Raw genomic sequence first — 18,766 nt, forward strand, 5'->3', positions numbered from 1 at the left:
CTTCACTCCCCTGCGGGGGAGAGCATAGGCGCCGGTCGGCCCCCGCCCAAGCCCGGCGCCTCGCGCCCCGGCACCGCCGCCAGCAGGCTCCGCGTGTAGCCGTGCCGAGGGTCGGCGAAGACGGAGGCGACCGGCCCCGCTTCCACCACCGCGCCGTCCTTCATCACCGCCACCTCGTCGCAGACCTGCGCCGCCACCCGCAGGTCGTGGGTGATGAACAGCGTGGACAGCCCGAGCCGCGCCCGCAGGTCGCGCAGCAGCTCCAGCACCTGCGCCTGCACCGAGACGTCGAGCGCCGACACCGGCTCGTCAGCCACCAGCACCTTCGGCCGCATGGCGAGCGCGCGGGCGATGCCGATGCGCTGGCGCTGCCCGCCGCTGAACTCGTGCGGGAAGCGCGACACCGCCGCCGGGTCCAGCCCCACCAATTCGAACAGTTCGCGCGCCCGCGCCGCCGCATCCGCCCGCGGCACCCCGGCCGCCACCGGCCCTTGCGCCACCTGCTCGCCCGCGCGCCGCCGCGGGTTGAGCGAGGCGTATGGGTCCTGGAACACCATCTGGACCAGCTTCGCCGCCTCGGCCCGCGCCCGCGGCAGCGGCGCCCCGTCCACCAGGATCTCGCCGCCGTCCGGCGCCAGCAGCCCGACCACGCAGCGCGCCAGGGTGGACTTGCCCGACCCGCTCTCCCCCACCACGCCCAGCGTCGCGCCGCGCTTCAGCGTCACGGAAACCCCGTCGAGCGCCCGCGTCGCACGCCGGCGGCGGAACAGCCCGGCTGCGCCGTAGACCTTGGTGAGGCCCCGCACCTCCAACGCCGCCCCGCCCGCCTCCGCCCGTCGCACGGCAGGGGCGCGCAACGGCGGCACGGCCGCCAGCAGCCGCCGCGTGTACTCGTGCGCCGGGGCCTCCAGCACGCGCGACACCGGCCCTTCCTCCACCAGCAGCCCGTGCTGCATCACCGCCACGCGGTCGGCGATCTCCGCCACCACGCCGAAGTCATGGGTGATGAACAGCACCGCCGTCCCGCGCCGCCGCTGCAAGTCGCGGATCAGCGCCAGCACCTGCGCCTGGGTGGTCACGTCTAGCGCGGTGGTCGGCTCGTCGCAGATCAGGACTTCCGGTTCCAGCGCCAGCGCCATGGCGATCATCGCCCGCTGCCGCTGCCCGCCGGACAGCTCGTGCGGAAAGGCGCGCAGCGCGCCCTCCGGGTCCGGCAGCGCCACCTCGCGCAGCGCCTCCACGCTCCGCGCCCGCACCTCGGCCGCCGGTAGGTCCGTGTGCGCGCGCCACATCTCGGCGAGCTGGTCGCCCACCGTCATCAGCGGGTTCAGCGCCGTCATCGGCTCCTGGAACACCATCGCCACCCGCCGGCCGCGCACCCGGCGCATCTCCTCCTCCGAGAGCGCCAGCAGGTCCGTCCCCGCGAGCAGGACGCGCCCCGCCTCCACCCGCAGCCCGGGCGCCAGCAGGCGCATGGCGGCCATCGCCATCACCGACTTGCCCGACCCGCTCTCGCCCACCACGCACAGGATCTCGCCGGCGTCGAGCCGTAAGGACACGCCCCGCAGCGCGTGCGGCCGGTCCGCGCCCGGCGGCAGCGCGACCGTCAGCGCCTCGATGTCCAGCGCGCTCAACGCCCGGCCAGCCGCGGGTTCAGCGCGTCGTTCAGCCCCTGCCCCACCAGCGACACGCCGAGGATGGTGAGCAGGATGGCGACGCCCGGGATAGCCGAGACGTACCACTCCGTCCGCAGCACGTTCCGCCCGAGCCCGATCAGGTTGCCCCAGGAGGGCACGTTCGGGTCCGAGAGCTGGAGGAAGGACAGCGCGCTTTCCAGCAGGATGGAGACGGCCATCACCACGCTGGCGTAGACCAGCACCGGCGGCAGCGCGTTGGGCAGCACCTCCCGCAGGATCAGGTGGGCGTCGCCGAGCCCTTGCAGCCGCGCCGCCTGCACGAACTCCCGCGTCCGGAGCGTCAGGAACTCGGCCCGCGTCAGCCGCGCCACAGGCGGCCAGGAGACGAGGCCGATGCCGACCGTGATGGTCCGCAGGTCGGAGCCGAACACCGCCACCAGCAGCAGGAGCAGCAGGAAGTTGGGCAGAGTCTGGAACGCCTCAGTCACCCGCATCAGCGCCGTGTCGGCCGCGCCGCCGTAGAAGCCTGCGAGCGCCCCCACCGCGATGCCGATCGCCACCGCGATCAGCGTCGCCGCGAAGCCGATCAGCAAGGACACGCGCGCCCCGTGGAAGATCTGCGCCGCGATGTCCCGCCCGGACGGGTCTGTGCCGAGCGGGAAGCGCGGGTTGTCGCCCGGCCATTGCAGCGGCCGCCCGGCGAGGCCGAGCGGGTCGTCCGGGTAGAGAAGCGGCGCCAGCAGCCCCATCGCCGCCACCGCCAGCACCAGCAGCGCGCCGAGCACCGCTGTCGGGCTGCGGAGGTACAGGCGCCAAGGATTCATCGGCCGGACAGAATACGCGGGTCGAGCCGCGCGTACAGCAGGTCCACGAGGAAGTTCACCGCGATCACCAGCAGCGCCGACACGAAGACGATGCCGAGCAGCGTGTTGAGATCCCGCTGCACCACGCTCTCGTAGGCCAGCCGCCCGAGCCCCGGCAGCGCGAACACGCTCTCCACCACCACCGAGCCGCCGAGCATGGTGCCCGCCTGCAACCCGATCAGCGTCACCATCGGCAGGAGGGCGTTGCGCAAGACGTGCCGCGCCACCACCCGCGTCTCCGTCAGCCCCTTCGCCCGCGCCGTGCGCACGAAGTCGAGCGACAGCACCTCCAGCATGGAGGCGCGCATGATGCGGAGGTAGATCGCCAGGAAGATCAGCCCCAGGGTGAGCGTCGGCAGCACCAGGTGCCAGGCGATGTCGAGCGCCGCCTCCCACCCCTCGTAGCCCATCGCCACGTCGCCGAAGCCGCCCGCCGGCAGCCATTGCAGGTGGACGCTGAACACCACGATCGCCATCAGCCCGAACCAGAAGGAGGGCGTCGCGTAGAACACCAGCCCGAGCGTCGAGATCAGCGTGTCCGGCCAGCGGTTCACCCGCCGCGCCGCCAGCACGCCGAGCCCCATGCCGGCCGCGAAGGCGAAGGAGAGCGAGGCCGTCATCAGCAAGAGCGTCGCCGGCAGCCGCTCCAGTATGACGGTCGCCACCGGCTTGCCGTAGATCGCGGAAAAGCCGAGGTCGAGCCGCACCAGCCGCCACAGGTAGTCGCCCAAGCGCGCCATCACCGGCAGGTCCAGGCCGTAGTACCGCCGCAACTCCGCCGCCAGCGCCGCGTCGCCGCCGCCCATCTGCCCCATGAGCGCGTCCACCGTGTCCCCCGGCGCGAGCTGGAGCAGCAGGAACAGCCCGGCCAGGATCAGCAGCAGCGTCGGGATGGAAGCGGCGAGTCGCCGCAGCGCCAGCGGCAGGACGCGCAAGTCACCCTCGCCGCATCAGGCGGGCGCCAGCCAGGTGTCGTGCCAGGACGACGAGGCCCAGCGCGGGTTGTTGCCGGCGTTGCGGACGCGGCGGTTGAACACCGACATGAAGATCTGCTCGATCGGCATCCAGGGCGCCATCTCCTCGTTCGCGCGCTTCACGAAGTCGGCGTAGAGCGCCTTGCGCTTCGCCGGGTCCACCTCCGTCGCCGCAGCGTCGATGATCCGGTCGATCTCCTCGTCCGTCCGCCCCCACTGGTTGGTCCAGGGCGCGCCGCGCGGGCTGCCGGAGCGGTACCAAACCGTGGTGCTCACCGCCGGGTCGCTGCGGTACTGGTGCCAGCCCGTCGCCAGGTCGAAGCCGTGGTCGTTGTAGACGGTCCGCAGGAACCCCGCCGCGTCCAGCCGCACGATCTCGACGCGGATGCCCACCTCCGCCAGCGATTGCTGGATGAAGGTGGAGAACAGCGCGATGTCCTCGCCCCAGGGCGCCGGGTGCAGCCGCACGGAGAAGCGCGCGCCGCCCGCGCCGCGCGGGTGCCCGGCCTCGTCCAGCAGCCGGTTCGCCAGCGTGCGGTCGAAGGCGTAGGGCGGCGCCGCGCCCTCCGGGTAGTAGTCGGTCGAAACGGAGGGGATCGGCCCCGTGCCGGCCTTGGCGAAAGGCCCGAGGAAGTTCTCGATGAAGAACGGGATGTTCAGCGAGTGCGCGATGGCGCGGCGCACGCGCAGGTCGGCCAGCTCCGGCTTGCGGAAGTTGAACTCCAGCGTGTTGGTGCGCGCGTTGCCCTCGTTGCCGCGCGTGGTCGCCTCGAAGCGGCGGTCGCGCCCCAGGCGCTGGATGTCGGCGATGGTCAGCGAGGAATACGGGCTGAACAGGATCTGCCCCGCCTCCATCTGCGCCGCCGCCGCGGAACGGTCCGTCACCACGCGCCACACCACCCGGTCGAGGTAGGGCATCCCCTGGCGCCAGTAATTCGGGTTCCGCTCGGCGATGATGTGCTGGCCGCGCTCGTACTGCACGAAGCGGAACGGCCCGGTGCCGACCGGCGCCGTGTTGGCCGGGTTCTGCCGGATGTCGCCCCCCGACTCGTACACGTGCCTGGGCGACACGTAGCCGAGGTCCGTCAACCCCCGCAGCAACAGGCCCTGCGGCATCGGCCGCTCGTAGCGGAACACCGCCGTGTGCGGGTCCGGCGTGTCCACGGCCGCCAGGTACTGCTGCAAGGTGGTGCCGTAGTTGAGGATCTTCTTCCACATCTCCATGGCCGTGAACTGCACGTCCGCGGAGGTGAAGGGCTTGCCGTCGTGCCAGGTGACGCCCCGGCGCAGGCGGAAGGCGTGCGTCCTGCCGTCCGGCGCGCTTTCCCAGGATTCGGCCAGGCACGGCGTCGGGTTGCCGGCCTCGTCCAGGTCCAGCATCGGCTCCTGCATCTTGCCGCCGACGATGTAGACGCCCGTGGACGCCTGGAGCGACGGGTTCAGGATGCGCTGCTCCGTCGCGAAGTGGACGGTCAGCGCGCCGCCCTGCCGCGGCTGCTCCTGGGCGGAGGCGCCGAAGGGCGACGCGACGAGGGCGCCGCCCGCGAGCAGCAGGGTTTCGCGGCGGGTGGGTCCGCTCATGGCCGGGCTCTCCGTGGGGGGTCATCGGTCGGTGGTGAAGACGAGCGCGCAACCGGTGGCGACGGCCGGCGGCCGGGTCAGCGCCGTGCGCAGCACCAGCCCGGCGCCGCCCCGCTCCGGCATGTCGTCCGCGTCCAGCCCGGGGTACGCCTCGGCGATGGCCCCGCGCGGCGCGAAGGCGATCCCGGCGCGGCGCGGCCCCGTTTCCACCACCCGGAACGCGCCGTCCGCGCGCGCCTCGCCGTCGAGCAGCCGCGCCATGTGCGCCGCCGCCCCGTCCGGGTCCGCGTCCGCCACCAGCACGCGGCGGATGCCGGTCACGCCGTTGCCCTGGCGCTGCAATTGCGGAATCCACACCGCCTCGCGCGTGTGGTGCTGGCATGCGAAGACGCGCACGCCGCCCGGCGCCTCCTCCTCCGGCCACTGGAACACCGAGAAGCGCGCCTCCGTCTCGCCGCCGCCCGGCACCGGCACCGGCCGCCCGAACTCGATCGGCCCGACGCCCGCCAAGCCGCGCTCGCGCAACGCCGCCACGCCCGCCGCAGCGTCCCGCGTGGTGAAGGCGCAGCGCTCCAGCCCTTCCCGCCCTTCGAGGAAGCGCCGCATCGACGCGTTGTGCGGCTGGGGCGTCACCACCCCGAGCAGCTCGACGTAGTCCTCGCCGAACATGATGGTGTGGTTGCCGCTGCCCATGTGCGGGCTGTGCAGGCCGCGCGGCGAGACGGTGAAGCCGAGCCGCCCCCACTCGTCCGCGGCGGCCTGGAGATCCCGCACGGCGATCACGACATGGTCCAGCCCGTCGATGGTCGGCAGCATTCCCGTCTCCTTTGCCGGAACGGTAGGCGCGGGCGATGCTGCGCCGCAAGACACGCCCGGAGACCACAGCATGCCCGAAACGAAGGTCGTCTGGCCGCCCAGCCTGTGGACCGCCGTGACGCCGCCCGGCCCCGACCTGCCGGCGCTGCGCGGCGCGGAGGCGGCCGACGTGGCGGTGGTCGGCGCCGGTTTCACCGGCCTCTCCACCGCCCTGCACCTCCGCCGCGCCGGCGTGGACGTCGCGGTGGTCGAGGCCGCCGAGCCCGGCTGGGGCGCCTCCGGCCGCAACAACGGCCAGGTCATCCCCACCCTGTCGCGCCCCGACCCGGAGGACATCGTCCGCCGCCACGGCGCCGCCGGCGAGCGCTTCGTCCGCCTGCTGCGCGACTCCGCCTCCATCCTGTTCGACCTCGCCCGCGAGGAGGGCATCGAGGCCGAGGCGGAGCAGAACGGCTGGGTGCAGCCGGTCCACAGCCCCGGCCGCATGAAGATCGCCGAGCGCCGCGTCCGCCAGTGGTCCGCCGTCGGCGCCGAGGTGGAGTTGCTGGACCGCGCCGCCGCGCGCGACCTCCTGGGCAGCGACGCCTGGCACGGCGGCTGGCTCAACCGCACCGGCGGCCACGTCAACCCGCTGGCCCTGGCGCGCGGCCTGGCCCGCTCCGCGCTGCGCGCCGGCGGACGCGTCTTCGCCCGCAGCCCCGTCACCGGCCTGGAACGCGAAGGCGACCGCTGGGTGGTGCGGACGGACGGCGGCGGCGAGCTGCGCGCCCGCGCCCTGGTGCTGGCCACCAACGCCTACAGCCTGGAATTCACCGACAAGGTCCGCCCGGACGTCGCCCGGCAGGTCGTCCCCGTGCTGTCCTGGCAGATGGCCACCGAGCCGGTGACGGACAACCTGCGCGGCACCATCATCCCCGGCCGCCAAGCCATGAGCGACACCCACGGCGAGCTTTGGTTCGCCCGCTACGACGCCCGCAACCGCCTCGTCACCGGCGGCGCCCTCGCCGCGCCCTTCAACCGCGCCGACCGCCTCAAGCCCTATATCGGCGAACGCCTCCAGCGCATCTGGCCCCAGCTCGGCGAGATGCGCTTCACCCATGTGTGGAACGGCTACGTCGGCATGACGCGGGACTTCCTGCCCCGCATCCACCGCCTCGGCCCGGACGCCTTCGCCTGGGCCGGCTGCAACGGCCGCGCCGTGGCGCTCTCGGTGGCGCTCGGCCGCGAACTGGCCGCCGCGGCCCGCGGCGCCGACCCGGACACGCTGGCCCTGCCCTTCAGCGAACCGCGCCCGGTGCCTTTCCACGGCTTGGCGAGGCGCTTGGCGCCGCCGCTCGCCTTGCTCGCCTACCGCCGGCGCGACGCGCGGGAGGTGGCGTGACCGGCGGGCGACGCCGGCCGCCCCCGCCTTCGAGGCACGATCTTGCCGCGCCCGGTCCCGTCAGTGCCGCGCCGACGAGCTCTGGGTGCGGGAGTTCCGCGACAGCGCGCGGTCGTACTCCACGCTGGATGGCGGGGCGTTGGGGCCGATCATGGGGCCGTAATGGTCCCTGCCGGTGTCGCCGTAGTAGCGCGGGCCGCAGCAGCACCCGCCGAGCACGATGCCCAACGCCGCCGCCACCGGCACCGGTCGCAAACCCCGGCTTCGCTTCCCGTGTCGCATGTCCTCCTCCCGGACCGCCGAACGCAGCGAGGCTGGACCGGGAAAGCGGCGCCGTGGTGTCCGCGGCGTGGCGGCACGCCGGCGCGGCTCACGGGGAAAGGCTTGCGCATCCTGGCGAGTTCCCGTCGTGGCGCGGATGGCGCCGGCGGCGCCTTCCTCAAGGCGGTCCGGTTCGCCGCGGCGTCCCCGATCGATGCGGCCGCCCCCGTGCCCCCCCACGGCGCCTCCTACACCCCACCGGGCAACCACGCCGCGGTGCCGGCAACAGGTACAACGCACTGAAAAACTTGCAATTTCAAGACAGTTCTTGCTATGTTCTTCGAATGGCGCCGACGCTCCTCCTCCCTCGTCCGACCCGACAGGCGCCCGCGCCCCGCGCATTTGTCCGCATCGCGCGAAAGCGGCGGAGCGGAGCGCCCGCCCCGGCTCTACTACCCGGCCGCCGATCGTTTTTGCTTGGGCTCGGCCTTTTGTCCGAAAACAGCAAAGTCAGCGCCGCGGGACGCCAAGGTCGCGTCGGCGTGCACGCCCGCGGGCGCGAAGCGGCCTGCCGAAGCCCCGGCCTGGCCTTTTGTCCAAATGCGGCAAAAGCGGCGGAGCCACGCCCCGAGGCAGGCGCCGCCGCCGCGTCAGCCGCCGCCGTTCGCCTCCCCCCGCCGCCTGAGCGCCGCGTCCAGCGTGTTCTCCAGCAGGCAGGCGATGGTCATCGGCCCGACGCCGCCCGGCACCGGGGTTATCGCGCCCGCGTGCCCCGCCACTTCGGCGAAGGCCACGTCGCCCGCCAGCCGCCCGTCCGGCAGCCGGTTGATGCCCACGTCGATCACCGCCGCGCCCGGCGCGACCCAGTCGCCGCGCACCATCTCCGGCCGCCCCACCGCGGCGACCAGCACGTCCGCCCGCCGGCACTCGGCCGGCAGATCCCGCGTGCGGGAGTGCGCCACCGTCACGGTGCAGTCCGCGTCCAGCAGCAGTTGCAGCAGCGGCCGCCCGACGATCTGGCTCCGGCCGAGCACCACCGCCCGCGCCCCGGCCAGCGGCACCCCCGCCTCCCGCAGCAGGTGCATCACCCCCTTGGGCGTGCAGGGCACCAGCGAGGGTTGGCGCGTGGCGAGCAGCCCGGCGTTGACCGGGTGGAAGCCGTCCACGTCCTTGGCCGGGTCGATGGCGTCCACCACCGCCTCCTGCCGGATCTGCGGCGGCAGCGGGAGCTGCACCAGGATGCCGTCCACCGCCGGGTCGGCGTTCAGTTCGCCGATGAGGTAGAGCAGCGCCGTTTCCCGCACGTCGGCCGGGAGCAAAACGGTCTCGCTGTCGAAGCCGGCCGCCAGCGCCGCGCGGTCCTTGTTGCGGACGTAGACGCCGCTCGCCGGGTCGTCGCCCACCCGCACCACGCGCAGCCCCGGCCGGAACGGCAGCGCCGCCACCCGCTCCGCGACGCGGGCGCGCAACCTTTGGGCGACGGCCTTGCCGTCTATGACGCGGGCGGCAGGGGCGGCCACGGAAGCGGCGGCGCTCAGACGTACACGCCGGCCATCATCATCTGCCGCTGCACCGCGTTGACCAGGATGCTCGTCGCCGTGATGAGCAGCAGCACGATCAACGGCGACAGGTCGATCCCGCCCAGATTCGGCAGGAAGCCGCGCACCCGGCGGAACAGCGGCTCCGTCACGCGGTACAGGAAGTCAGCGATGGTCCAGACCACGCGGTTGCGCGTGTCGAGCACGTTGAAGGCGATCAGGGTCTGGACAATGGCGGCGAGCAGCACCGCCCACCACAGCAGGTCCAGCAGGGCCTTGATCAGGAAAAAAACCGCGTCCAGCAGATACATCGGTCGTCCCGTGCGAATGCGGCGGCACCCTATAGAGGGGGGGACGGCGCGACAAGCAGGCGCCGCCCGCACGCCTTGACTCCAGGCCGCCGCGGAGGCACTAACCGCCGCTGCGGAGCGGGGCTGTAGCTCAGTTGGGAGAGCGCGTCGTTCGCAATGACGAGGTCAGGGGTTCGATTCCCCTCAGCTCCACCATCCCGCGAGACATATTGAATCCTTTCAAGTGGTTAGTCGCCTAGTTGGCAAACCGGAGCCACTCGGTTTGCCAACCCCTTTCGTCATGGCTTGGCTTGCAGCCTCGCTTGCCGGGCCATGGCGTTCTTCAGCATCCGGGCGCGATCGACGCCGCGGATGTAGTGCTGCACCAGGGCGAGCGTCTTCCACCCGCCCAGCGCCGCGATCTCCGGCACCGTGAACCCTTGTTCCGCGAGGTGGCAAGCCGCTGATTTCCGGAGCCCGTGGACGCCCAAGCCCTTCGGGACACCGGCCTCTCGCGCGCGGGCCGTGAACCAGTTGTAGAAGCCGTTGCCAGTGAAAGGCTTGCCGTACTCAGTAGCGATGAAGACGCGCAGCGGCCGGACGGGCATGGCGTCCAGCGCTTCCCGCAGTTCCGCGCTGATCGGGACGCCGACCGCATCGCCGGTCTTCTGCGCGCGGAAGTAGATCGCGCCGTCCCGGATGTCCTGCGGCCCGAGGCGGATCGCGTCGCTGCGGCGGGCGGCGGTGCAGAGCAGGAGCTCCAGGGCGACGCGAGGCTTGCTGCCGATCGGCCAATGCGCTCGGAAAAGCGCAAGATGCTCCGCCTCCCATTGTGGGAAGCCGTCCGGGTTGTTCGATTTCAGCCGCTCGATGCCCCGCATGGGGTTCTGGTCGGCGGTGATGAGCTTCGTCCTGACGGCTTGCTTCATCAACTGGCGCAGGAACTGGCGCAGCTTGTTCGCGGCGGCCGGGGTTTCGGCCTTCGCGTCCATCATCTTCTCGACATGCTCGGCTTTGAGGTCCGCCACCAGCCGGTGCCCATGCTTTTCCCGGAAGCGTTCGGCGTCATAGCGGTAAGTCCGCCGCGTCCCCGGGGCGTTGCCCTTAAAACTGGCGCTCCCGTACCAACCGGCGATCAGGGCGGAGAACGTCCCTTTGGCGTCCTGCCCGGTGGCCACCGGCGACGGCTTGGCGGCGAGGGCCGCTTGATAGGCGGCCATGAACCCGGCCGATCCCGGGAGGCCGGGCAGGGGCGTCCGCTTCCCGTGGCGTCGGAAGTAGAAGCGCACCTTGCCGTGGCGGTCGCGCATCCGGTTGACGTAGAGCAGCTTCACACGGGTCATGGCTCGAAGTCCTCCCACGTGTTGGTGCGTTTCCGATTTTGCTCCCGCGCTGCGCGCTCATCCAACCAAGCGTCGAGATCTTCGCGCAGCCACACCTTGCGGCCTGGCGTGAGGAAAACCCCCTCGGGCGCGTCGCCCTTCTCCACTAGTTCCAGCCACGTCGACTTCCCTAAACCGACGTAAAGCGCGGTTGCCGTCAGCGGCAGCCCGCGCGGTGTCCAGCCGTTGATGACCGGACGCCGGGATGCAGGTGAACCAGCCACGCCTGGGCGCCTTCGCTGTGAGTGGGTCAAGCAGCCATTGCGGAAGCGGCGATCTTCAGGGGCATGCCGAACGCCGCAGCGATGGCAGGCAGGTCGTCCTCTGTACGGCCCAGGAGCCGCTGGCGCCGGGTTGGGCCGGGGTTCCCCCGTCCACGCACGCGCTCCAGACCCGCCGATGGCTCGGTCCAAGGCGGCCTGTAAGATCAGCTATCTGCTTAGGCACAAGCGGCATCTTGATGCGTCCCTTGCCGATCATTCGGTGCTCCTCCTCCATCCTGCACCTCCATGAAGCGGTCGAATGGCCCCGACCCGGTTCATTCGAGCGAGCCGAAGAGCCGCCCGGCGAGAAGGCGGGTCCGCCGCCGTTCCTCGTCGATGAGCCGGACGTGGTCGCGCGCGGCGTGCTCCTGCTTGGCCAGGTTGTAGTGCGCGTCGACCACGGCGTCGGAGACGGCGAGCACGGCGGCGGCGAGCCCCGGGTTGGAGGCATCCAGCCTCGCCGCCGTGGTCGCCAAGGCGTGCCGGAAGAGGTGCGGCCCAAAGGCCGTGCCGAAGCGCGCCTTGGACGCGTATCGGACGAGGCTGCCGATGTCGCTCTCGTTCATCCCCGCGCCGTCGCTGCGCCTCACCCAGAACCAGTCGTGTTGCCGGCCCTTGAGCAGCCTGGGCCGCTCGACCTCCAGGTAGCGCTCGACGCAGGAGGTCAGCTCCGGCGGGAGCGGGTATTCGATCACCCGCCGGTTCTTCACGTCCGCGGACGTATAGGCGAGCCAGAAACAGCCGCCGTGGCGGGAGAGGTGCCACCCGATCCGCGTCGCGGCGAGCGTGCGTATCCTGGGCGCCACGGCCGCCAGGACGGCGATCAGCAGCCCGTCGCGGTAGCGGGCGGCACGCACCGTCGGGTGCTCCCGGCGGAGCGCGTCACGCATCATGTCGCGCCCCCACGCGTACAGCACGGCGCTATTGGGCACGTCCACCGCCCGCCGCCCGGCCGGCAGCAAGACGCGCAGCGGGGTGCCTTTGGGCGATACCAGCCAGCGGAGATCGGCTTCGGGCTGCATGATGCGCAGCGCCGACCGCAGCTCGAAGAACCGGGTCACGATGGTGCTGTTGGCGTTGCCGGCCGCCCGGAGCGCGCCGAGGTAGGCCCGCACCCTCGCGGGGGTAAGGCGGGCGGCGGGCGGCATGGCAGGATCGAGATCCCCCGAGGCGTCAAGCACCGCCAGCCAGCGGCCATAGCCTCGAACGGCGTTGCGGATGGTGACAGGCTTCAGTCCCGCGGCGAGGGACGGGCCATCGAGCTGGTCCCTGGGGGCTACACCGGCTTCCAAGAACTCGCGGTCGAAGGCCGGCCAGTCGGGGACACGCCGAACCCTATCGCAACGCGGGGCAGGGGAGTGGCGCATCGTCGTCAGGCCCCCGCCGGTCCGCGCCGGTCCCCGGCGAAGGCACCCGCCGCCAGCAGGCGCGTCGCCCGCCGCTCGTCGCACACCACCGCTTGGTGGCGTCCAGCGGCGGCGGCGCCCTCCAGCCCGGCGTAGAAGGTCTTGGTCGTCTCGACCTTCCTGTGGCCGAGGATGCGCCGGACGACCTCGTACTGCCCCGGGTGCGCGCGCAGGTAGAGCAGCACCGCGAAGTGGCGCATCAGGTGGGGGTTGAACTCCACCCCGATGTCCCGCTCGACGAGTCCGGTCAGGCCGATGGCCAAGTCCTGCGCCCCGCGGCCACGCGGGCCGCGGCCGGGGAACAGGAACGGGTTGCCGGCCTCCGCGAGGTGCGGCCGGTGCTTGCGCAGGTACTCCTCGACGAGGCGGGCGCTCCCGGGCGCGAGCGGCCAATGGACCGCCTCCGCGTTCTTCACCTCCTCGGCGGCCAGATGGATGTCGCCGACCAGGCCGCCGGGGCGCGCCCGGCGCAGGTGCCGGTCGAGCCGCAGGCCCGCGAGGTTGTCGCGGCGCAGCGGGCAGACCGTCAGGATCTCCAGGGCCACCGCGTACATCGCCAGCAGCGCCGCGGACCTGGAGTTCGGCTCCCGGTCGGGCCCTCCCGCCTGGACGGACGCCGCCCGCTTCATCAGCGCCTTCGGGTAGTGCAGCAGCAGGGCGTAGTTGCGCGGCTCGACCAGGGCGCGCAGGCGCCGCATGTTCTTGTCCGTCATCGTGACCCGCGCCTCCGGCGCGACGCTGTTCGCCCAGGCGGTGATCCTGGCCACGTCCGCCTCGGGCAGCGGCCCCTCGGGCGCGTCCTCGAAGTGGTACACGGCGATCTGGCGCACCACGTCGGCGATGCCGGCGAGGTGCGTGGTCCTGACATCGAGCCGCTTTGCGTCCGCGGCGCCGGCGTCGATGCCTCGCCTTTCCAGTGCGCGCCGCCGATGGAAGACGAGGATGTCCCGCACGCGGCCGGCCGGCTGCACCAGGTCGCGCACCGTCCGGAGGCTTTCCGGCGAGTGCCCCGTCCCGACCAGGGCCGCGGCCGCCCAACGGATCTGGTCGGCCCGCGTCTCGACGGTGCGCGGGCTCAAGGGCCGGCGCCGGCTGCGCGGGCTCCTGGTCCTCGGGGCGGCGACGTCGTCCGGGAAGATCTCGCGCTCGTCCGTGCAGGCGAGGCGCGCGAGAAACTTCTCCACGTCCTCCTGGAACGAGGCCGGGTAGGCCTCGAGCGGCGGGCTGTACTCGTCCCGCATCCCGGGCCGGTCCAGCCGCGCGGCGGGCCACCCGTCGATGTGCCGGGCGGCCCAGTTCCAGTTCGACGCGGTGCGGCGGGCGCGCCCGTGCGGGTCGCGGTGGAGGGTCCAGGCCACGGACCACGCCTCGAAGGCGTCCAGCGCGCCGCCATCCACCTCCTCCGGCGCGATCCCCTCCCGGGTGCAGTACCCCATGAAGGCAATCACGGCGTTGCGGCGGGGTTTGGGCAGCGCGGCGTGCAGCGGACGCCAGGGTGGCGCAAGGCCGCGGGCGCGGGGGAGCGCCGGCGCGTGCCGGCCCATGCGGCGGAGCACGCCGCGCAGCAAGGAAACCACGTTCTCGAAGCGCCGCGGCCGCTCGCCGGGGCACCGGGGCGGGAGGCCGATGGCCGCGGGCGAAGCGCGGTACAGGCGCTCGTTGAGGTAGGTGCAGTCCATCGGCACGGTCCGGGCGGCGGCCAGGAACGCCACGTCGTCTCTCGTCTTCCTGCCGAGCTCTGGGCAGCAGATCCGCACCACGGCGCGGACGGCGCTCGCGCACGCTCTGCGTGCCTCTCGATTCAGGCCGGAGCAGCTTTCCGAGGAAACCAGGGCGTCGGCCGCGGTCTCCACCGCCGCGGTCGTCGCGTCGTCGAGGGCCGCCTGCGGGATGCCCGAACCATAAATGAAATTCATTGAAAAACACTCCCAGTCTGAGACTTAGTTCTTACTTGCGTGGTGGCAGAACGCGGCAGTTCGTGCAAGCATTTTGCTTTAGAGCTTCCTGATGGAAGCAGTAATATTTGCACTATTACTTGCTAAGGATTTGCTTGGCCTTCCTCCTGACCCCTTGGGCCACCAGACCCGATCAGGGCGTCGATGTTGTCGGCGCGGAAGAACACAGAACGGCCGACGCGCACCGGCCGCAGGTGCCCGGCCCGCGCCCAGTCGCGGAGCGTCCGCCGCGAACGGCCGAAGATCCGCGCGACCTCCGCGGCCGACAGCAACGCGGGCATCCGCGGCGCGCCGGCACCGGTGGCGTCGTCCGGCGGCGGGTGGCCGCTTTCCCCGAGCGACGCCGAGGCGGAGCGCGTCCTTGGAGGCACCCCCACACCCGTGCGCGCCATCTCTATCGCCGCCTCCGCCGCGCCGCCCCATGGCGGCCCGCCAGAGCATCCCGCTTCGGGGAGGCGGCGATCAGGGGAAACCCCGGGAGGGTCGTTTCGCCAATTCGTATCCGCTCCGGCTTGGCGAGCCGCTTCGCGCCCCTTACCGAGCCCGCCGCAGCCGGGCCTGGAGGAGACGGCGGATGGTGTTCGGCGTCATCCGCAGCGCGGCCTTCAGCAATGCGCCGTGGGGCGGCCCGATCGTGTCGGCCTTGCGGGCCTCCTGCGCCACGGCATCGATGAAGCGCACGGCCGGCCCCGGCTCGCCGCTCGCTTCTTTGCTGCCCGGCCTCGCGGGGCGCTTGTAGGCGACCTCGTACGCGGCAGCGGCGAAGTCGACGAACACGGATTTCGCCAGGTCCGGACTGGACCCTCGCACCTCGTGCGCCGAGATGCCGCCGATCGATGCCGTGACGCCCTCGCGCAGGGAACGGAGGTCCGCATCGAGCCGCTCCAGCAGCCCTTCGAACCGCGCCTGCGCCAAGTCCTGGCGCTCGCCGTAGTGCTCGCGCAGCGCGAGCACGGATTCGTGGATCGGCACGCGGTCCCCCCGCCGGTTCTCCGAGATCGAGGGGCCTCCGGGATGCGACAGCCGCAAGAATCCTTGCAGGATTGCGTTGGCGGCGCTCGCATCCACCTGCAGGTGCGCCGGCGGCGAGGCGGGAAAGCCAAGCAGACTCGTGAGGGCGTCGACCGCGGCGACGATGCGCCGCCTCCTGTCGCGAACCTCCTTAAACGTCGGCAGCGACCGCCGCTGCTGCTCCATGCTGGCGAAGACGAGAGCTTGGTTGATCCGGGCCCAAACCTCGCCGGGATCGCCTTGCAGCCGCAGCCCGACCGCCGCCCGGATGCGCAGCCAAACGGCGGGATCGAAGTCCCAAACTGTCATGGTGAACCCAAGCGGATTCCCGGCGTCGGCAATGCCTCGCTGACGGTCGCGGGTTGCGCGCTCCAGGTCGGGCAAAAGCCCCCTGGATGGCACGAATGCCTCGTGGTCAGCCGTTGAGCCGGTTGCGTCCCATCAACCGGAGCAGCGCCGCGAGGGGGGCACCGTCGGGCCCGCCCCGGGCGATGGCGGCAACTCCGGCCGCGGCGGATCAGGCTCGGCCCACGAGAGCATCGGCACACCGGCGTGGTTGAGCGGCAACTCGTCCACCCCGCCCCCGAGCGACCCGTCTGGGCCCCCGTCGGACACGCTGTCGTCAAGCGAGTTGGCGGGGAGGGCATGGCGGCCGCTCTCCTCTTCCCGGCCGCGGCCGGTGACGATCCCTCACGGCGCGCCGCCGCGGGTCTGCGCGGAAGGCGCTGCGGCGTCGCCGTCGTCGAGCAGTTCCGGGACCCGGACGCCGAGCACACTCGCCAAGCGCTCGAGCACGTCCACCGTGGCCGCGTTCTCCTCGCGCTCGATCATGCCGACGTAGTTGCGGTTCAGCCCGGCGCGGCCGGCGAGCTCCTCCTGCGACAGGCCGCGCGCGCGCCGGAGCCGCCTCAGGTTCTTCGCCAGCACGCCCCGCAGCGACAGCCGCCCCATCCCGGCAGGGCGCCCCGGTTGCCGCGGCTTTTCGACCTAGTATACTAGGGAGAGTGCCGGGCCGGCGCGGCCTTGGCGCGCCCGGCGGGCCGGGACGGACCGATAGGGAGGACCGGCGATGCCGCTGCCGAAGGCGAAGCCGCGCGAGCTGCCGGACGGGGAGAGGCTCGCCCGGCGAGTGCCCAAGCTCTTCGAGGGCATGACCGTCTGGCGGTGGGACCCGGACGCGGGCCGGTGGTCGCAACTCCCCTGCGGTCCGCTGGAGTGGCGCCTCTACAGCATGGCGGGCTGGCCGCTGCCCGGGGCGCGGCCGGGCCCGATGCACGCCGCCCTCCTTACCCCGCGCGAGGAGGACCCGGCCGCCATCGAGTTCTTGGTGTTCCGCTACGACGTGCTGGACGCGGAAGGCAGGAGCGTGGGGGTGCCGAGTCCCGACCCCGCCCTGGAGGCCCGCCTCACCGAGCTCTCGCTGCTGCGCCGCCCGACGCCGGAGGAGGAGGACGAGAGCTTCCGCATCCAGGAGGAGCTCTGGCGCCCGTTCGCGCCGACGCTCGAGATGCGGCGCCGGTTGCTGGCGGACGCCGGGGAGCGCTTCGACCTGTCGGCGCAGCGGGACCGGCTGCTCCGGGAGCCGTAGGCGGCCCGCGGCACGCCGGCGAGGGCCCGTGGGTGGTGCGCCGCCCGAGTCGGCCAGGCCCGGACAGGTGGGCCGAGGCGATCCGGGCGACGGTGCCTCCCGGACATAGCCGCGCGGGACGACAACCGGGGGCGTGCACGGTCACCACGCCCTCGCCTCCATGAGTTCGTCCAGCCGCGTCGTGTAGCGGGGCGACAGCCGCGCGTGCCGCGTGCCCCAGGGCCGGGCGATGCCGGTGGCGAGGGGCGGAGGGCGCCCCGCCCGAAGCGCGCGTTCACCGCGTCCAGCGCCGCCATCAGCCGCGCCGACCTCGCCGGCTCGCGCGTCGGAAACAGGCTCTGGGGCTCGGTGGCCGCGTCGCGCAGGTCGTCCAGCACCACCCCGACCTTGAAGTAGCGGAAGCCTTGCCGCCACAGGGGCCGGAGCATCCGCACCGCCTCGCCGACCAGGGCGCCGGTGTCGGCGGTGGCCTCTATCCGCCCGCGGTGCTGGGCCGAGTGCCAGGGGTCGCCGTTGTGCGGGTTGGTGTGCAGGAACACCGCCATGCGCGCGGCCACCAGCCTCTCCGCCTGCAGCTTCTCGCCGGCGCGCGCCGCGTGGTGCGCCGCCGCCTCGCGCATCTCCGCCCAGGCCGTCACCGGCCGCCCGAAGGAGCGCGTCACCGCGACGCCCTTGCGGGTCGGGGCCACCATGGACAGCGGCAGGCAGGACACGCCCCGCAGCTCGGCCTGCGCCCGCGCGCCGACTACGCGCAGCAGGCCGCGGCCGTAGGCGTCGACGGTGGCGGGCGAGCGGCCCAGGTTGCCGAACAGCGCGAGCCAGGACCGGGCTTGCGGCTCGGCCGCGGCGAGCGGGAAATGCGGCCAGGCGGGCGTGGGCATCGCTGCCCTCCATCGCGGCGCTGGACCGAGGTTGGGCCTTTCCGCGCCGGCATTCCACGTAACTTACTAGAGCGCGTAGTTGGACGAGAACCACTCCACGCGGGCGGCCCGGACCTCCGGCCGGTTCCGCGCCAAGTGCCACGGGTCGCCCATCCTGATCCCGGCTGCTTTGGCCTCCGCGGTGCGGGCTATGCAGCAGATCGGGTAATCGGGCCGTCCCCAGGCGCCGCCAAGTCCGGCAAGCGTGGCAGACTGCCCGGTGGTGCAATCCGGCCCGCCGGGCATGGAGCCCGCGGCCGGTCATCCGGGAGCAGCAGGTGCCATGCGCTACTACGCCGGTCTGGACGTGTCTCTGGAAGAAACCAGCGTCTGCATCGTGGACGAGGAGGGCAAGATCGTCCGCGAGGCCAAGGTCGCCAGCGACCCGGAGGCGCTGGCGACGTGGCTCGGCGGCCTCGGCCTGCTGCTCGCGCGCGTCGGCCTGGAAACGGGCGCGCTCGCCGGCCGGCTCGCGGAGGAGATGGCGGGGCTCGGCGTGCCCGGCGTCGTGTGCATGGACGCGCGCCACGCCCGCGCGGCCATGGTGGCGATGACGCACAAGACCGACCGCAACGACGCCCGCGGCTTGGCGCAGATGCTGCGCACCGGCTGGTTCCGGCAGGTCGCATTGCCTCACATGATCTGCTCCCGGCAGAGGAGTCGTTGCCTCATCTGAAATGCTCCCGAGCGGCAAGGAGCCGCGGAGGGGAGGATGAGGCGGGTGAGCATGGCGACGCGTGACGAGCTGGTGGCGGCGGTGGCGGCCCGGTACGCGTGCTCGGGGCGGGCGGAGCGCGGCCGGATCCTCGACGAGTCCGCGGCGGTGACGGCCACCACCGGAAACACGCGATGCGGCTGCTCCGGGGCGATGGCGGGCGGGTCGCGCGCGGCGACCGACGG

At 72.6% G+C, this 18,766-nt stretch carries 20 protein-coding genes, 1 tRNA gene and 2 pseudogenes; 5 read left to right on the forward strand and 18 right to left on the reverse strand.

Annotation, left to right across the window (positions count from 1 at the left end; genetic code table 11):
- Positions 1 to 2: 2 nt before the first annotated feature.
- From ABD067_RS06445 to ABD067_RS06465, 5 genes are read right to left on the reverse strand one after another with little or no spacing between them, the layout of a single operon-like run.
- Entirely contained in the window at positions 3 to 1,634 is a 1,632-nt protein-coding gene (locus tag ABD067_RS06445) for an ABC transporter ATP-binding protein (protein ID WP_343894375.1), read from the reverse strand.
- Positions 1,631 to 2,461 (reverse strand): ABC transporter permease, encoded by an 831-nt coding sequence (locus tag ABD067_RS06450; RefSeq protein ID WP_343894376.1) that lies wholly within the window; start codon positions 2,459 to 2,461, stop codon positions 1,631 to 1,633. Before ABD067_RS06450 ends, ABD067_RS06445 begins: the two co-directional genes overlap by 4 nt.
- Positions 2,458 to 3,435, reverse strand: coding sequence for an ABC transporter permease (locus tag ABD067_RS06455; RefSeq protein ID WP_343894377.1), 978 nt, complete (start codon positions 3,433 to 3,435; stop codon positions 2,458 to 2,460). The genes ABD067_RS06450 and ABD067_RS06455 overlap by 4 nt, the downstream gene beginning before the upstream one ends.
- Positions 3,436 to 3,450: 15 nt before the next feature.
- On the reverse strand, positions 3,451 to 5,055 hold the full coding sequence (locus tag ABD067_RS06460) for an ABC transporter substrate-binding protein (RefSeq protein ID WP_343894378.1): 1,605 nt from the start codon (positions 5,053 to 5,055) through the stop codon (positions 3,451 to 3,453).
- A gap of 21 nt (positions 5,056 to 5,076) precedes the next feature.
- Positions 5,077 to 5,871, reverse strand: coding sequence for a VOC family protein (locus ABD067_RS06465; RefSeq protein WP_343894379.1), 795 nt, complete (start codon positions 5,869 to 5,871; stop codon positions 5,077 to 5,079).
- Between the two features lie 70 nt (positions 5,872 to 5,941).
- Between ABD067_RS06465 and ABD067_RS06470 the strand changes: the two genes are divergently transcribed.
- A complete protein-coding gene (locus ABD067_RS06470) occupies positions 5,942 to 7,252 on the forward strand; it encodes an NAD(P)/FAD-dependent oxidoreductase (protein WP_343894380.1) in 1,311 nt (436 codons plus the stop codon).
- 60 nt (positions 7,253 to 7,312) lie between these two features.
- On the opposite strand, the gene ABD067_RS06475 is transcribed toward ABD067_RS06470, so the two are convergent.
- From ABD067_RS06475 to ABD067_RS06485, 3 genes are all read right to left on the reverse strand, one after another.
- Positions 7,313 to 7,534: a hypothetical protein gene (locus ABD067_RS06475; protein WP_343894381.1), complete on the reverse strand. Its 222-nt coding sequence runs from the start codon at positions 7,532 to 7,534 to the stop codon at positions 7,313 to 7,315.
- Positions 7,535 to 8,163: 629 nt separating this feature from the next.
- A complete protein-coding gene (folD, locus tag ABD067_RS06480; RefSeq protein ID WP_343894382.1) occupies positions 8,164 to 9,033 on the reverse strand; it encodes a bifunctional methylenetetrahydrofolate dehydrogenase/methenyltetrahydrofolate cyclohydrolase FolD in 870 nt (289 codons plus the stop codon).
- Between the two features lie 14 nt (positions 9,034 to 9,047).
- The gene (locus ABD067_RS06485) at positions 9,048 to 9,362 is read right to left on the reverse strand and encodes a YggT family protein (RefSeq protein ID WP_343894383.1); all 315 of its coding nucleotides are present in this window, start codon (positions 9,360 to 9,362) and stop codon (positions 9,048 to 9,050) included.
- A 119-nt stretch (positions 9,363 to 9,481) separates the two neighbouring features.
- Here ABD067_RS06485 and ABD067_RS06490 point away from each other — a divergent pair.
- Positions 9,482 to 9,557 (forward strand) — tRNA-Ala (locus ABD067_RS06490).
- An 83-nt stretch (positions 9,558 to 9,640) separates the two neighbouring features.
- Here ABD067_RS06490 and ABD067_RS06495 read toward each other — a convergent pair.
- From ABD067_RS06495 to ABD067_RS06525, 7 genes are all read right to left on the reverse strand, one after another.
- Positions 9,641 to 10,684 (reverse strand): tyrosine-type recombinase/integrase, encoded by a 1,044-nt coding sequence (locus ABD067_RS06495; RefSeq protein WP_343894384.1) that lies wholly within the window; start codon positions 10,682 to 10,684, stop codon positions 9,641 to 9,643.
- The gene (locus tag ABD067_RS06500; RefSeq protein WP_343894385.1) at positions 10,681 to 10,947 is read right to left on the reverse strand and encodes a helix-turn-helix transcriptional regulator; all 267 of its coding nucleotides are present in this window, start codon (positions 10,945 to 10,947) and stop codon (positions 10,681 to 10,683) included. The genes ABD067_RS06495 and ABD067_RS06500 overlap by 4 nt, the downstream gene beginning before the upstream one ends.
- 314 nt (positions 10,948 to 11,261) lie before the next feature.
- On the reverse strand, positions 11,262 to 12,134 hold the full coding sequence (locus tag ABD067_RS06505) for an integrase (RefSeq protein ID WP_343894386.1): 873 nt from the start codon (positions 12,132 to 12,134) through the stop codon (positions 11,262 to 11,264).
- 224 nt (positions 12,135 to 12,358) lie between these two features.
- Positions 12,359 to 14,308, reverse strand: coding sequence for a site-specific integrase (locus ABD067_RS06510; RefSeq protein ID WP_343894387.1), 1,950 nt, complete (start codon positions 14,306 to 14,308; stop codon positions 12,359 to 12,361).
- Positions 14,309 to 14,430: 122 nt separating this feature from the next.
- A complete protein-coding gene (locus ABD067_RS06515; protein ID WP_343894389.1) occupies positions 14,431 to 14,739 on the reverse strand; it encodes a helix-turn-helix domain-containing protein in 309 nt (102 codons plus the stop codon).
- 142 nt (positions 14,740 to 14,881) lie between these two features.
- Positions 14,882 to 15,742 carry a hypothetical protein gene (locus ABD067_RS06520; protein ID WP_343894390.1) on the reverse strand — a complete coding sequence of 287 codons (861 nt, stop codon included), beginning with the start codon at positions 15,740 to 15,742 and terminating at the stop codon, positions 14,882 to 14,884.
- A 306-nt stretch (positions 15,743 to 16,048) separates the two neighbouring features.
- A complete protein-coding gene (locus ABD067_RS06525) occupies positions 16,049 to 16,309 on the reverse strand; it encodes a helix-turn-helix domain-containing protein (RefSeq protein ID WP_343894391.1) in 261 nt (86 codons plus the stop codon).
- Positions 16,310 to 16,427: 118 nt separating this feature from the next.
- Between ABD067_RS06525 and ABD067_RS06530 the strand changes: the two genes are divergently transcribed.
- Positions 16,428 to 16,946 carry a hypothetical protein gene (locus ABD067_RS06530; protein ID WP_343894392.1) on the forward strand — a complete coding sequence of 173 codons (519 nt, stop codon included), beginning with the start codon at positions 16,428 to 16,430 and terminating at the stop codon, positions 16,944 to 16,946.
- Between the two features lie 141 nt (positions 16,947 to 17,087).
- Here the strand turns inward: ABD067_RS06530 and ABD067_RS26370 are convergent, their stop codons facing one another.
- Positions 17,088 to 17,360 carry a DUF4113 domain-containing protein gene (locus ABD067_RS26370; protein ID WP_408871515.1) on the reverse strand — a complete coding sequence of 91 codons (273 nt, stop codon included), beginning with the start codon at positions 17,358 to 17,360 and terminating at the stop codon, positions 17,088 to 17,090.
- A pseudogene (locus tag ABD067_RS26375) lies at positions 17,348 to 17,566 on the reverse strand (DinB/UmuC family translesion DNA polymerase); the annotation flags it as partial. The gene ABD067_RS26370 and the pseudogene ABD067_RS26375, both read right to left, overlap by 13 nt.
- On the opposite strand from ABD067_RS26375, the gene ABD067_RS06535 reads away from it, so the two are divergent.
- A complete protein-coding gene (locus ABD067_RS06535; RefSeq protein ID WP_343894394.1) occupies positions 17,490 to 17,717 on the forward strand; it encodes a hypothetical protein in 228 nt (75 codons plus the stop codon). The pseudogene ABD067_RS26375 and the gene ABD067_RS06535 sit on opposite strands and share 77 nt — an antisense overlap.
- 176 nt (positions 17,718 to 17,893) lie before the next feature.
- Here ABD067_RS06535 and ABD067_RS06540 read toward each other — a convergent pair whose 3' ends face one another.
- On the reverse strand, positions 17,894 to 18,112 hold the full coding sequence (locus tag ABD067_RS06540; RefSeq protein ID WP_343894395.1) for a hypothetical protein: 219 nt from the start codon (positions 18,110 to 18,112) through the stop codon (positions 17,894 to 17,896).
- Between the two features lie 37 nt (positions 18,113 to 18,149).
- Here ABD067_RS06540 and ABD067_RS06545 point away from each other — a divergent pair.
- Positions 18,150 to 18,491 (forward strand): annotated as a pseudogene (locus tag ABD067_RS06545) (IS110 family transposase); the annotation flags it as partial.
- Between the last annotated feature and the right edge of the window lie 275 nt (positions 18,492 to 18,766).

The organism is Craurococcus roseus, from assembly GCF_039523795.1.
Taxonomy (GTDB): Bacteria; Pseudomonadota; Alphaproteobacteria; order Acetobacterales; family Acetobacteraceae; genus Craurococcus; species Craurococcus roseus.

What these genes read in the sequence shown, in the direction of transcription:
- ABD067_RS06450 (WP_343894376.1), bottom strand. Translation starts at nt 2,461, where the DNA reads ATGAATCCTTGGCGCCTGTACCTCCGCAGCCCGACAGCGGTGCTCGGC.
- ABD067_RS06460 (WP_343894378.1), bottom strand. Translation starts at nt 5,055, where the DNA reads ATGAGCGGACCCACCCGCCGCGAAACCCTGCTGCTCGCGGGCGGCGCC.
- ABD067_RS06465 (WP_343894379.1), bottom strand. Translation starts at nt 5,871, where the DNA reads ATGCTGCCGACCATCGACGGGCTGGACCATGTCGTGATCGCCGTGCGG.
- ABD067_RS06470 (WP_343894380.1), top strand. Translation starts at nt 5,942, where the DNA reads ATGCCCGAAACGAAGGTCGTCTGGCCGCCCAGCCTGTGGACCGCCGTG.
- ABD067_RS06475 (WP_343894381.1), bottom strand. Translation starts at nt 7,534, where the DNA reads ATGCGACACGGGAAGCGAAGCCGGGGTTTGCGACCGGTGCCGGTGGCG.
- ABD067_RS06485 (WP_343894383.1), bottom strand. Translation starts at nt 9,362, where the DNA reads ATGTATCTGCTGGACGCGGTTTTTTTCCTGATCAAGGCCCTGCTGGAC.
- ABD067_RS06495 (WP_343894384.1), bottom strand. Translation starts at nt 10,684, where the DNA reads ATGACCCGTGTGAAGCTGCTCTACGTCAACCGGATGCGCGACCGCCAC.
- ABD067_RS06505 (WP_343894386.1), bottom strand. Translation starts at nt 12,134, where the DNA reads ATGCCGCCCGCCGCCCGCCTTACCCCCGCGAGGGTGCGGGCCTACCTC.
- ABD067_RS06510 (WP_343894387.1), bottom strand. Translation starts at nt 14,308, where the DNA reads ATGAATTTCATTTATGGTTCGGGCATCCCGCAGGCGGCCCTCGACGAC.
- ABD067_RS06515 (WP_343894389.1), bottom strand. Translation starts at nt 14,739, where the DNA reads ATGGCGCGCACGGGTGTGGGGGTGCCTCCAAGGACGCGCTCCGCCTCG.
- ABD067_RS06525 (WP_343894391.1), bottom strand. Translation starts at nt 16,309, where the DNA reads ATGGGGCGGCTGTCGCTGCGGGGCGTGCTGGCGAAGAACCTGAGGCGG.
- ABD067_RS06530 (WP_343894392.1), top strand. Translation starts at nt 16,428, where the DNA reads ATGCCGCTGCCGAAGGCGAAGCCGCGCGAGCTGCCGGACGGGGAGAGG.
- ABD067_RS06535 (WP_343894394.1), top strand. Translation starts at nt 17,490, where the DNA reads ATGCGCGCGGCCACCAGCCTCTCCGCCTGCAGCTTCTCGCCGGCGCGC.
- ABD067_RS06540 (WP_343894395.1), bottom strand. Translation starts at nt 18,112, where the DNA reads ATGCCCGGCGGGCCGGATTGCACCACCGGGCAGTCTGCCACGCTTGCC.